This window comes from Pantoea sp. AG1095 (assembly GCF_003208415.1).
Classification (GTDB): Bacteria; Pseudomonadota; Gammaproteobacteria; order Enterobacterales; family Enterobacteriaceae; genus Pantoea; species Pantoea leporis.
On the sequence record NZ_QKMJ01000001.1, the window covers coordinates 61,145 to 73,774 of the forward strand.

Annotated in this window: 13 protein-coding genes; 11 read left to right on the plus strand and 2 right to left on the minus strand. The window is 54.1% G+C overall.

What is annotated here, in order from left to right:
- Window positions 1-64: 64 nt before the first annotated feature.
- The 7 genes from DEU53_RS00280 (at window position 65) to DEU53_RS00310 (ending at window position 5,967) form a co-directional block, all read left to right on the plus strand.
- The gene (locus DEU53_RS00280; protein ID WP_101763278.1) at window positions 65-649 is read left to right on the plus strand and encodes a TerD family protein; all 585 of its coding nucleotides are present in this window, start codon (window positions 65-67) and stop codon (window positions 647-649) included.
- Window positions 649-1,842 (plus strand): TerD family protein, encoded by a 1,194-nt coding sequence (locus DEU53_RS00285; protein ID WP_110865699.1) that lies wholly within the window; start codon window positions 649-651, stop codon window positions 1,840-1,842. The genes DEU53_RS00280 and DEU53_RS00285 overlap by 1 nt, the downstream gene beginning before the upstream one ends.
- 20 nt (window positions 1,843-1,862) lie before the next feature.
- Window positions 1,863-2,318 (plus strand): tellurite resistance TerB family protein, encoded by a 456-nt coding sequence (locus DEU53_RS00290; protein ID WP_101763276.1) that lies wholly within the window; start codon window positions 1,863-1,865, stop codon window positions 2,316-2,318.
- A 24-nt stretch (window positions 2,319-2,342) separates the two neighbouring features.
- On the plus strand, window positions 2,343-3,380 hold the full coding sequence (locus DEU53_RS00295; protein ID WP_008103746.1) for a TerC/Alx family metal homeostasis membrane protein: 1,038 nt from the start codon (window positions 2,343-2,345) through the stop codon (window positions 3,378-3,380).
- A 50-nt stretch (window positions 3,381-3,430) separates the two neighbouring features.
- Window positions 3,431-4,009 (plus strand): TerD family protein, encoded by a 579-nt coding sequence (locus DEU53_RS00300; protein ID WP_008103744.1) that lies wholly within the window; start codon window positions 3,431-3,433, stop codon window positions 4,007-4,009.
- Window positions 4,010-4,066: 57 nt separating this feature from the next.
- Window positions 4,067-4,642, plus strand: a complete 576-nt coding sequence (locus DEU53_RS00305) for a TerD family protein (RefSeq protein WP_101763275.1) — start codon at window positions 4,067-4,069, stop codon at window positions 4,640-4,642.
- 83 nt (window positions 4,643-4,725) lie between these two features.
- Window positions 4,726-5,967, plus strand: coding sequence for a VWA domain-containing protein (locus DEU53_RS00310; protein ID WP_110865700.1), 1,242 nt, complete (start codon window positions 4,726-4,728; stop codon window positions 5,965-5,967).
- An 18-nt stretch (window positions 5,968-5,985) separates the two neighbouring features.
- Here the strand turns inward: DEU53_RS00310 and DEU53_RS00315 are convergent, their stop codons facing one another.
- Together DEU53_RS00315 and DEU53_RS00320 are read right to left on the minus strand one after the other, a co-directional pair.
- On the minus strand, window positions 5,986-6,666 hold the full coding sequence (locus tag DEU53_RS00315; protein WP_110865701.1) for an HAD family hydrolase: 681 nt from the start codon (window positions 6,664-6,666) through the stop codon (window positions 5,986-5,988).
- A gap of 111 nt (window positions 6,667-6,777) precedes the next feature.
- Window positions 6,778-7,902 carry an AI-2E family transporter gene (locus DEU53_RS00320; RefSeq protein ID WP_101763272.1) on the minus strand — a complete coding sequence of 375 codons (1,125 nt, stop codon included), beginning with the start codon at window positions 7,900-7,902 and terminating at the stop codon, window positions 6,778-6,780.
- 204 nt (window positions 7,903-8,106) lie between these two features.
- Here DEU53_RS00320 and DEU53_RS00325 point away from each other — a divergent pair, with 204 nt between their 5' ends.
- From DEU53_RS00325 to DEU53_RS00340, 4 genes are all read left to right on the plus strand, one after another.
- Window positions 8,107-8,337, plus strand: a complete 231-nt coding sequence (locus DEU53_RS00325) for a DUF1272 domain-containing protein (protein WP_101763271.1) — start codon at window positions 8,107-8,109, stop codon at window positions 8,335-8,337.
- A 798-nt stretch (window positions 8,338-9,135) separates the two neighbouring features.
- Window positions 9,136-9,621 (plus strand): RcnB family protein, encoded by a 486-nt coding sequence (locus DEU53_RS00330; protein ID WP_110866424.1) that lies wholly within the window; start codon window positions 9,136-9,138, stop codon window positions 9,619-9,621.
- A 107-nt stretch (window positions 9,622-9,728) separates the two neighbouring features.
- Entirely contained in the window at window positions 9,729-10,556 is an 828-nt protein-coding gene (locus DEU53_RS00335; protein ID WP_110865702.1) for a Cof-type HAD-IIB family hydrolase, read from the plus strand.
- Between the two features lie 125 nt (window positions 10,557-10,681).
- On the plus strand, window positions 10,682-12,610 hold the full coding sequence (locus DEU53_RS00340; RefSeq protein ID WP_110865703.1) for a methyl-accepting chemotaxis protein: 1,929 nt from the start codon (window positions 10,682-10,684) through the stop codon (window positions 12,608-12,610).
- Window positions 12,611-12,630 lie beyond the last annotated feature (20 nt).

Genomic DNA, 12,630 nt, shown 5'->3' on the forward strand with positions numbered 1-12,630 from the left:
TTGCCCTCATGGAATTTGTTGCAAATATAAAACCCTTTTCAAACCTGTTTGAAGGAATTATGACATGGTTTCATTAAGCAAGAATCAGACGGTTTCACTCAGCAAACAAACCGCTTCGCTGAATAAATTACATTTCGGCTTAGGCTGGGATCCCATTAAAAAGAAAGGCTTCATGGGCAAGCTTTTTGGTGGTGGCAGCGATTCCATCGATCTGGATGCCAGCTGCGTATTATTGGATCAATCCGGTCATGCCATTGATACCATCTGGTTCCGCGCATTAACCTCTAAATGTGGTGCGGTGAAACACAGCGGTGATAATCGTACTGGCGAAGGCGATGGCGACGATGAAGTGATCATCGTTGAGTTGTCACGTCTGCCAGCTAACGTTGAGTATCTGGCGTTCACCGTGAACAGCTTCCAGGGTCAAACCTTCAATGAAGTGGAAAATGCCTTCTGCCGCGTGGTGGATCAAAACGGCAAAGAGCTGGCGCGCTATGAGCTGACTGAGCAAGGCAGCCATACCGGCATTGTGATTGCTTCGCTGCACCGCAACGGCGGGCTGTGGGATTTCACGGCGCATGGCCGCGCGAGTGCCGGCCGTACCATTGACGCGATGCAAAACGACATCGTTGCCGCAGTGGTGCGCTAATGAATATGACGCCGGGGAGCAATGCTCCCGTTCCCGCTAATCTGCTGACGGTGCGCGTACTCGCTGGCGCCGCCGTTGATGCTTCGGCCTTTCGTCTGTTCGCCAGCGGCAAAGTCAATGGCGATGCCGATATGGTGTTCTACGGTCAGCCGGATAACGATGACCGCACCATCAGCCTGAAAAGCGAAGGGCACAACTCCGCCTTCTCTGTCGATCTCACCCGCCTGCGTCCTGACGTGCAGAAAGTGGCCTTTACCGTTACCTGTGACGGCGGCCGCAACGTGTCGGGTTTGCAACGTCTGGCGATTCAGGTGGAGCAGAGCGGTGAAGTGTTACTGAATGGCAGCGTGGAGCTGGTAGGACGTCAGGAAGCAGCGTTGATCCTCGGCGAACTTTACCGCCGCAATAATGAGTGGAAATTCCGCTTTATTGCGCAGGGTTTCAACGGCGGCTTAAAGCCGCTGGCGGAACATTTCGGTGTGGATGTGGCTGAACCCGCGCCTGCCCCAACGCCTGCGCCTGCGCCTGCGCCTGCACCGCAGACGGCACCGGCTCCAGCACCGACACCCGCGCCGGCAAAAATCAATCTGAGCAAAGTGTCTCTTACCAAAGAGAAGCCAGCTATCAGCCTGACCAAGCGCGATAACTTCGGTGAGATCCGCATCAATCTGAACTGGCACCGTGAAACCAGCAGCGGTGGAGGCGGATTGCGCGGATTGTTCGGCGGCAACAAAGGCGTGGATCTCGATCTCGGCGCCTTCGTTGAGCTGCAAGACGGCTCGCGCGGTGTGATCCAGGCGCTGGGCGGCAATTTTGGCGCTATGCATGCCAAACCTTTCGTACACTTGCAGGGCGACGATCGCACCGGCGAAGTGACCGACGGCGAATGGCTGCACATCAACGGTCGCGAATGGAGTCAGATTCGCGAGGTATTAATTTTCGCCTTCATCTATCAAGGTGCGGCGAGCTGGGACAAAACGGATGGCGTAGTCACGCTGCACATTCCAGACCAGCCTCCGATTGAAACGCGTATGACTGAAGGGGAGAACCGCCGCAACATGTGTGCGATTGCTCGCCTGGTCAATGAGAACGGCAGTATCCGCGTCGAGCGTATCAATCAGTTCTTTAACGGGCATTCCGATATGGACAAAGCTTTCGGTTGGGGATTCAACTGGCGAGCTGGCTCCAAATAATAACAGACAGAGGATTCACTATGAGCTTTTTCAACAAGGTCAAAGGGGCATTTAATTCCGGCCGCGATGAATTAACCAAACAGGTTAGCCGCTTTAAGAACAAGAAATTTATGCAAGGAACCGTCGCGGTTTGCGCACGCATTGCGGTGGCAGACGGCGGCGTGAGCGCGGAAGAGAAGCAGAAGATGATCGGTTTTCTGCGCGCCTCCGAAGAGTTGAAAGTCTTTGATACCAATGAAGTGATTGAGTTCTTCAACAAGCTGGTGAGCAGCTTTGATTTCGATCTGGAAATCGGCAAGGGCGAAACCATGAAGTACATCATGGCGTTGAAAGATCAGCCGGAAGCCGCACAGTTGGCGATCCGCGTAGGTATTGCTGTCGGTAAGAGTGATGGTGATTTTGATGCTGACGAGCAGAAAGCGGTGCGCGAAATCGCCGTCGCTTTGGGCTTTGATCCAGCAATATTTGGTCTGTAATTTTTTATCTTTTAAGGGTTCATCATGGTGTCTACGCACATTGGCTTCCCAACTGAAACAGTCGCGGTTTTCATCGCGCTGTCGGTGGGCGCTATTTTTATCGACCTGTTCATGCACCGCGGCGACAAGCCGATTTCGCTGAAAAGCGCGGCGCTGTGGTCAGTGTTCTGGGTGGCGGTGGCGATGGGTTTCGCCGGCTTCCTCTATATCCATCACGGCGCTGAAGTTGCCAGCCTGTTCGTGACCGGTTATGCGCTGGAGAAAGTACTCTCCGTCGATAACCTGTTCGTGATGATGGCGATCTTCTCGTGGTTTGCCGTTCCGGACCGCTATCGTCACCGCGTGCTTTACTGGGGCATCATCGGTGCCATCGTTTTCCGTGGCATCTTCGTGGCGATCGGTACCGGCTTGCTGAGCCTTGGTCCGTATGTCGAAATCGTGTTTGCGCTGATCGTCGCATGGACGGCGGTGATGATGCTGAAAAGCGGCGATGACAGCGACGAGATAGAAGATTACTCGCAGCATCTTGCTTATCGCATGGTGAAGCGCTTCTTCCCAATCTGGCCAAAAATGCGCGGTAACGCCTTCCTGCTGAATCAGAAGGAAGTTGATGAAGAGCTGCAGAAGCCAGAAAACAAAGACGTAGCGATTGGTCGCGGCAAGAAAGCGGCACTGTATGCCACGCCGTTGATGCTGTGTGTGGCGGTGGTTGAACTCTCTGACGTGATGTTCGCCTTTGACTCCGTGCCGGCGATTATCGCAGTAAGCCGTGAACCGCTGATCGTTTATAGCGCCATGATGTTCGCCATCCTCGGCTTGCGTACACTGTACTTCGTACTTGAAGCATTGAAGCAGTATCTGGTTCACCTCGAGAAAGCCGTTATCGTGCTGCTGTTCTTCATCGCGGTGAAACTGGGTCTGAATGCTACCGATCATATCTGGCATCACGGCTACAGCATCTCTGCTAGCGCCAGCCTGTTTGTGGTACTCGGCGTGTTAGCGGTCGGTATCGTACTCAGCGTGATGTTCCCCGGTAAACCCGAGGAAAAAGAAGAGAGCTGATCTTCTGCCAGCAATGAGTCTGAAAAATCATTAACCAAGAGGTAATTACAATGAGCGTTTCTCTTTCTAAAGGCGGTAACGTTTCGCTGAGCAAAGCGGCACCAACCATGAAAAACGTCCTCGTTGGCCTTGGCTGGGATGCACGTTCCACCGATGGTCAGGACTTTGACCTTGATGCGTCAGCGTTCTTGCTGTCCGCCAGCGGCAAAGTCCGCGGCGATGCTGACTTTATTTTCTACAACAATCTGGTCTCTTCCGACGGTTCCGTTTCTCACACCGGTGACAACCGTACTGGTGCAGGCGATGGCGATGATGAATCGCTGAAAATCAAACTGGATTTGATCCCGGCTGACGTCGACAAGATTGTGTTTGTGGTCACCATCCACGATGCGCAGACCCGTCGTCAGAGCTTTGGCCAGGTTTCCGGCGCGTTTATCCGCCTGGTGAACGATGACGATCGCAGTGAAGTGGCGCGTTACGATTTGACCGAAGATGCCTCAACTGAAACCGCGATGCTGTTTGGTGAGCTGTACCGTAACGGCGCCGAGTGGAAATTCCGCGCGGTAGGACAGGGTTATGCCGGCGGCCTCGCTTCGGTATGTGCTCAGTACGGTATCAACGCGTCTTAATTATCACGGGCAGCTTCGCGCTGCCCGCATCATCCAATTAAAAGCAGGAGCTTTAAAATGGCAGTTTCTCTGGTAAAAGGCGGTAACGTTTCCCTGACTAAAGAAGCACCCACCATGAATGTTGCCATGGCGGGTCTGGGTTGGGATGCACGTGTAACAGATGGTCAGGATTTCGACCTCGACGCGTCAGTATTTATGGTCGGTGACGACGGTAAAGTGCTGAGCGATGCCAGCTTCATCTTCTTCAACAACAAGCAGAGCGCTTGTGGTTCCGTTGAGCATCAGGGCGATAACCGCACCGGTGCCGGCGATGGCGATGACGAGCAGGTTAAAATTACCCTGTCTAAAGTACCGGCTGAGGTGAAGAAGCTGGTCTTCGCGGTGACCATTTATGATGCCGAAGCGCGTAAGCAGAACTTCGGCATGGTGAGCAACAGCTTCATGCGTATCTTCAATAATGACAGCGGTGCTGAAATCGCCCGTTTCGACCTGTCTGAAGATGCGTCTACCGAAACCGCGATGGTGTTTGGTGAGTTGTATCGCAATGGTGCCGAGTGGAAATTCAAAGCCGTTGGTCAGGGCTTCGCAGGCGGCCTGTCAGCGCTGGCTTCCCAGCACGGCGTGAGCGTCTGATTCAAAGCAAGGCTAACAAAGCCCCGGCTGGTCCGGGGCTTTTTACTATCCAAAGGACGCATCCTTAACAGGAGGTTAAAACTATGATGTTACAACCGGGCCAGAACCTGCCGCTGAACACCACCGAACTGACGTTGCGCCTGCACTATGCTGCTTCATCCACGTTGCGCGGCGATGTGGATACCAGTGTTTTTCTGCTCGATGCCGCTGGCAAAGTGAGTGGCGATGCAGACTTCATCTTCTTCAATCAGCCCACAACCGCCAATCGCAGTGTGGTCATGCAGAGCACGCCGCAAGGCTGCACCATTAATCTGGATCTGATGAAGATTGCCGCCAGCGTCAGTAAAATCGCCGTCACCTTAGTGATTGACGGCGACGAGGCGATCAATGCGCTCAACAGCCTGAGCTTAACCGCCGAAAATATTGCGCAGTTCAGCCCGGAAACGCACGGGCGCGGCGAGAAGGCGCTGATTCTGGCCGAAGTTTATCGCCATAACGGCGGCTGGAAGCTGCGCGCGCTGGGGCAGGGATTCAACGGCGGGCTCGAACCACTGGCGCGTCATTATGGCGTGGATATCGCCCAGCCCGATCCTCAGCCAGCCGCGCCAACGGTGGTGAGCCTGGAGAAAAAGCTGCAACAGAAAGCGCCACGATTAGTGAGCCTGGCGAAAAACGCCAGCGTTAGCCTGAGCAAATACCAGCTACAAACGGTGAAAGCGAAGGTGGCATTTGTACTGGACGCCTCGGGTTCGATGAAAGGGCAGTTTAGTAAGGGCAACGTGCAGGCCGTATTAGATCGCATTGCGGTGCTGGCGGCGCAGTTTGATGATGACGGTTCAATGGATGTCTGGGGCTTCGGTCAGCAGCACGCGAAATATCCCGATGTAACCCTGGATAATCTTGATGGCTACATCGCCACCATCCAGCGTGGCGGCAAGACATCGGCGTGGGAGATTTTACCCGGACTGGGCGGCACTAATAATGAACCGCCGGTCATGGAAGAGCTGATTGATACCTTTAGGCACAGCGATCTGCCGGTGTACGTGGTTTTCATTACCGACGGCGGCATCAGCAAAACCCGCGCCATTAAAGAGGCGATTCGCCGCTCGGCTAACTATCCCATCTTCTGGAAATTTGTCGGCCTCGGCGGCAGTAATTATGGCATTTTGCAGGATTTGGATAACTTCAACGATCGCCGCATCGACAACACCCATTTCTTCGCCATCGACAACTTTGCCAGCCTGGCGGAAGACCGGTTATACGATCTGCTGCTGGAGGAGTTTAAGCCGTGGCTGGATGCAGCAAAGGCTGACCGGATTTATTGATCAGTCCGAATTGTGCCCCTAAGGATCCAGACGCAGCATGCGCAGTTTTTCCATTGGCACGCGGCGTTTTTTCCACGTTGGATGGAAATGACGCCAGTGTGGATCCTGCGCGGCGGCCAGTAACTCAAAATCACCGCGCGTATCGCCCCAGGCGCGCAGGTGATAGTTATGCAGCGGGCCGTAAACGCTTTCCAGTCGCTTGACCTTTTGCCCGCAGCGGCAGTTATGGCCGGTAATTTTTCCGGTGAGAATGCCGTCTACCACTTCTAATTGGGTACCGATCAGATTGATGCCCAGACGCTCGGCGAACGGTTCTAACACCATCGCCGGCGAGGCGGAACAGATGGTCACTTCGGCGCTGGAGTTCACTTCGGCGGCAACCGCTAACAGCCCGGCTGGGCGCATTAGCTTATTCCAGTTTGCCGCGCAGAAAAGTTGCGCCTGCTGACGAATCCATTGCTCCTCAACGCCGGTTAAAAAGGTGTGAATCAACACTTCTTTTAACTCATCACGCGTTAGCTTTTTCCGCATGCAGCGCAGCGTTGGGAATGCCAGTTTGGCAATTTTGCGAGCGAACGCGCGTTTGCCAAAGCTGAAGCGCAGAAAGGGGATGAAGCTGTCGTGAATGGTCAGCGTGCCGTCAAAATCGAATACTGACAGAACCTGATTTTCACGCGCTAAGGAGGATTCAATGGACATGTTGTTCTCTTTTGTCGCAAGCCGTAATCAATGCCACGATGATAGCAAATGGCTGGCCGATATTCTCATGCGTGAATGCGGCTACCGATAAACGGTAGCCGTTTGAAACGCTTACTCGCGGATTTTGCCCTCTTCCTCGCGGGTTTTACCCTCTTCGATAAACTCTTCGTCAATCTCTTCAGAGTTCTCACGGTTATCGCGACCAGAAAGCAGATTCCAGCAGGCAATAAACAGCGCGGCGATCAGCGGACCAATGACAAAGCCGTTGATGCCGTACACTTCCATGCCGCCCAGCGTGGAGATCAGGATCAGATAGTCCGGCATTTTGGTGTCTTTACCGACCAGCAGCGGACGCAGAATATTGTCCACCAGGCCAACCACCACCACGAAGAAGCCAATCAGGAACAGCGCTTTCCAGATGGCGCTGGTGGCGAAGAAGAAGATGGTTGCCGGTACCCAGACAATGGCGGAACCGACCGCCGGAATCAGTGACAGGAACGCCATCAAGGTGCCCCACAGCAAGCTGCCATCAATGCCGGTGATCCAGAAGGCGATGCCGCCCAGCACACCTTGTACCACCGCAACCACCACCGTGCCTTTGACCGTGGCGCGCGATACCGCTGCGAACTTCATCAGCAGGTGATGTTTCACGTAGGTTGAAAGCGGCAGCGCTTCCAGAATCAAATTCACCAGCCAGGCGCCATCTTTCAACAGGAAGAACAGCAGATAGAGCATCACGCCAAAGCCAACGGTAAAGGTGAACGTCCCTTTACCGATCAGGAACACGCTGCCCGCCATGTATTGGCCGCCTTTCAGCGCAAAGCCAGAGAGCTTCTGCTGAATCTCCTGCGCGTTGTTCAGGTTGTTATCGGCGAGATAGTTGCGTGCCCAGGAAGGCAGATGCTGCAGCAGATCGGCAAACACCGCTGGGAACTGCGCGGAGTTGTTCTGCAGCTTGGTGTAGACGGTGTTAACTTCAACCACCATTGAAGAGGTGATCAGCGCCAGCGGCGTGAACACCATCAGGCAGATAATCAGCAACGTAGCGAACGAAGCCAGGCCGTTGCGATCGCCCATTTTACGGCGCAGCAGCGACTTCAGTGGATGGAAGATCACCGCCAGAATCGCGGCCCAGAAAATGGCAGAAAAATAGGGTGTCAGCACATCAAAAAAGGCGAAGGTGACGATCGCCAAAATAACGATAAAGAAGCCTAAATTAAGTCCTTTAATACGCATTACATAGTCTCGTCAGTAGATAGGGCGAATGAACTATAGAACGCTTAACGGGGAAAGTAATGTTTTTAGGATCGATGGTTCGCTCAAGCTCGTGAAGAGAGCAGACACAAGATGTCCCGATTTGTCCGCCTGATGTCTGTTCACTGGCTGGCGCGGCAGCACTATTACGGTGATGATGGTGGCTGAAACTCACCGGAGGAAATCATGCTGGAACTACGTCCTAACTGCGAATGCTGCGATAGAGATCTGCCGCCGGAGTCGCTTGAGGCGCGCATCTGTTCATTTGAATGCACGTTCTGTGTGGCGTGCGCGGAAGGTATCCTGGCGCAGCGCTGCCCGAATTGCAGCGGTGAGCTGGTGCGTCGACCGATTCGTCCTGCTGCAGCGTTAGCACGTCATCCGGCGTCCTCAACGCGCCATTTATCTTCTTCATGAGATAGTGAGCGTGCAAACCAATATTCTGCTCATGTAAACGTTTACCCTAAATAGTTTATCAGGCTGCCTCGTGATATTTAAACGTTACGCAAGCAGGGTAATTTTGAGCACGATAGTAATCACCGCTGTGTATTAATGTTGGTGATAAACAATCCGGGCCTAATAAGGAGCAGTAATTGTTAAATACTCATCAGGTTGCGCGTGCGGCGTGCTGAGATTATAAAGGTTTAAAAGGCCAATGGTGTTGTTTTTAAAGGGATATTAACCATGCTTGATAGCATGGATTAGCTGCTTGAATGCCTTATTGTTGTGTCTTTACTGAATCTGGTCAGAGCACAGACCTTATTTATCCTGAAACAACGTTCCTAAAATAATATTTCTTTCTATCATTTGGTTTTTGCGTATTTTTCTGAAAAATAGCCCTTTTCAAAAGAAGTTTTCAATTTTAAATGGTATTGTTTGCTGGCAATGCTAGTGATGTGGCGTTGTGTGCTTCAGTTTTACCCTCACTTTTGCAGGGTTTACCCCTTTATGCAATTTATGGAAATTGAATTATCCTCCCGATCCTTGCGATCGGGTTTTTCTTTATATTTCCCGCTCTCGCCGCAATAAACGCTGATGCGTCTCTTCGATCCCGTTAATGTCAGAAAATACACAATCGTTAAGAAAGTGATAAGTTGACGTAATTTACTGTAAGTATGCGGTTTTTAAGAGTTTTGGAAATGCTTTTCTGTCTCCAGTTAATCAATAGTAATGCTTAACGGCACAGCAACCGCCGTTATCATTGGAGGCAACACCATGAAAAAAACAACATTAACTCTTATTGCGTCATTTATTGCATGCAGCACACTGTTTTCTAGCGTCTCGTGGGCAGACGGCCCAGGTGACCAGCGCTGGCAGCCGCACGGCGGCGACCAGCATCAAGACCACGGACGTGGCCCGGATCGTGGCGGCGACCGCGGACCGGATCGCGGCAATCATCATGACCGTGGTCACGATCGCGGACCCGGCCCGGATCGTCATGAGCGTTATGCTGACCATCGTATGCCGGAAGGGCATCATGGTGGCGACCGCTTCGCCTGGGGCGGACATGACTTCCGTCGCGGCTATCCGGCACCGCCGGAGTTTCGTGGTCCGCATTATCGCGTAGATGACTGGCGTGACCGTGGTCTGTATGAACCACCGCGCGGTGAGCATTGGGCTTACATCGACGGTAATTACGTGCTGGTGGCCGCAGCAACCGGCATCATTACCGCAATTCTGCTCAACGGCGCGTTCAACTAATCCCTCCGCGGATGGCTGCGGCCATCCGTGTTTCTCTGCGCTTTATCCGCTCACCAGGTTATTCTCTCTACGACCCGTTTTTCCTTTCGATACGTTAAGGAGTGATGATGACCGTGGTAAAAATGGTGGCGGTGGATAAAGACGGCACCTTTCTCGACGACAAGAAACAGTACAATCGCGCGCGTTTTAACGCCTGCTATCAGGAAATGAAGCAGCGCGGCATCAAGTTTGTGGTAGCCAGCGGCAACCAGTATTACCAACTCAAATCCTTCTTCCCTGAGATCGCCCACGAAATTGCCTTCGTGGCGGAGAACGGCGCGTGGATTATCGATTGTGATGAAGAGTTATTCTGCGGCGAGTTTTCCCGTCCGGATATTGATGCGGTGCTGGATACGTTGCACAACGGTAACTATCCCGAACTGCGTTACATCCTGTGCGGACGCGACAGCGCGTACTACTTCGAAGGCCTTGATGAAAAGTGGCTGGTGAAAATGCGTCATTATTGCCACCGCCTGAAGGCGATTCGCAGCCTCGATGACGTGGCGGGCGATAAGCTATTCAAGTTTGCGCTGAATCTGTCTGATGATTACGTGGAACCGCTGATGGCGGACATTGAGCGTTTGCATCAGGGTGCAGCCGCCGCCACGTCCAGCGGTCACGGATCGGTGGATTTGATCGTGCCGGGCAACCATAAAGGTCACGGCCTCGATCTGTTGGGCAAACGCTGGGGCATCGAACGCAGTGAAATTCTGGTGTTTGGCGACGGCGGTAACGATCTCGAAATGCTGCAGCAGTCGGGCTTCAGCTTTGCCATGGCGAACGCACCGCAGAAGGTCAAAGATGCGGCCCGCTTTGAAGCGCCGGGTAATAACGACGAGGGCGTTTTACAGGTGATTGAGCAGATGCTGGCCGGCAAACCGCCGTTTGTCATCTGATCGTCATTTATAGCTGAATTTATTCTTTGCTTTGCCGATATTCGATTGTGACGGAACGCACAATTCGCCGCTGAGCGGCACTTCTTATCTCAATCGTTAATGCAGTCGGTTAGAAAGGATAAATTATGTTGCCAACCCGTTTGGCTGCCCGCATGACGCTGGGTGGCCTGCTATTACTGTGCGTCACCACCGCAGTCGTATTTTCCGTTCTGTTGTTGCGCGGTCAGCCGCGCGTCATCGAAGCCAGCCATACGCTGATTGAGCAGGCCGGTAGCAATCTGGTCAGCCAATTAAATCAGCAGCTGGTGCGCATTGAAGGCGAGGCCGTCAGCATGGCGCGCCTTGCAGAAGTATTGCCGCACGATGCCACGCTGTGGCAGCAAAGCTTCCCACAAATCATCAACAGCAGCGGCAATAAAACCATTGCCGGCGGCGGCGTGTGGCCGGAACCCGATGCGTTTAGCGCCGGTGTGCAACGTCGTAGCTTCTTCTGGGCGCGACAGGGTGATGGCGCGCTGGCCTATTCCGATGACTACAACCTGCCTGCGGGCAACGGCTATCAACAGGAAAGCTGGTACAGCGCGGTGCGTAACGGACCGCGCGATCGTTGCGGTTGGTCGGAGGTGTATCAGGATCCGGTCTCCGGTGTGAAGATGGTGACCTGCAGCGTGCCGTACGCGGCGGGCGATCGGTTTGCCGGTGTCGCAACGCTGGATGTGCAGCTGGATAATCTTGCGGGCTTTATGCAGCAGAAAGGGCAGGTGACGGGCGGTTACGCCTTTGCCCTCGATAGCGCGGGCAACCTGCTCTATTACCCAGGCCAGGATATGAAATCGCTCACCACCTTGAGCAGCCTGGCGGAAAAATCCAGCTGGCTGGCGCCGCTGGCCGTCCGTATCGCCCAGCTGAAGGGCGATGGCGATGTATTACAACTGTCGGATTTTGCAGACGGCTACTTGCACAACAGCGCGCAGGTGACGCTGTTCCGCATGCCCGGCACCGGTTGGGTGATTGGCCTGGTAACGCCGGAAAGTGCCGTCAGCGGCCTGGCGCGTACCATGATGCGCGACATCTTCACTTTCCTGATTCCGGCGATGATCGTGCTGCTGCTGTTAACCTGGGCGTTTACCCAACGCATTGGCCAACGTCTGAAGGCGACGCACGCGGCGCTGGATGAGATTGCCAATGGCGATGGCGATTTAACCCGCCGTCTGACCAAAAGTGGGCGCGATGAGCTGGCGGATATTGCCGGTGCGTTCAACAGCTTTGTCGATAAGATCGCTGGCGTGATTACCCGCGTGCAGGGCAGCGGCGAAACGGTGGCGGCCAACGCATCGGGATTAGCGCACAGCAACACCGCGCTGTCGGAGAAAATCGCCGAGCAGGCTGCGGCGCTTGAGGAGAGTGCGGCGGCGATGGAGCAGCTTAACGCGACTGTGCAGCAAAATGCCGAAAATACCCGATTGGCCGATGCCGCCGCCGAACAGACCGCGCATATTGCCCGCAGCAGCAGCGAAGTGATGGGCGAAGTGGTGAGCACCATGGGCGCTATTCAATCCTCGTCGCGCCGCGTGGCGGAGATTCTGACGGTGATCGACAGCATCGCGTTTCAAACCAACATCCTTGCCCTGAATGCGGCGGTGGAAGCGGCACGCGCCGGTGAGCAAGGGCGTGGTTTTGCGGTGGTGGCATCGGAAGTGCGGGCCTTAGCCCAGCGCAGTGCCACGGCGGCGCAGGAGATCAAAGCGCTGATTGCCGATTCCGACAGCAACGTGCTGGCCGGCAGTAAACTGGTGGAAGGCGCGGGGCAGCAGCTTTCGCAACTGGTTTCCGACGTGCATAAAGTGAAGCAGGTAGTCAGCGAGATGCGCGTGGCCGGTGATGAGCAGAGCAAAGGTATCGCGGAAGTGACGCTGGCCGTATCGCAAATGGAGCGCGGTATTCAGCAAAACCTGATGCTGGTGACGCAAACCGCCGAAAATACCCAGGCGCTGCGTGATGAAGCGGCGCAGCTGGCGCAAGAGATGGCGATGTTTAAAGTGGCTGAGCAGTAAAAAATCGGGCAGCGTCGGCT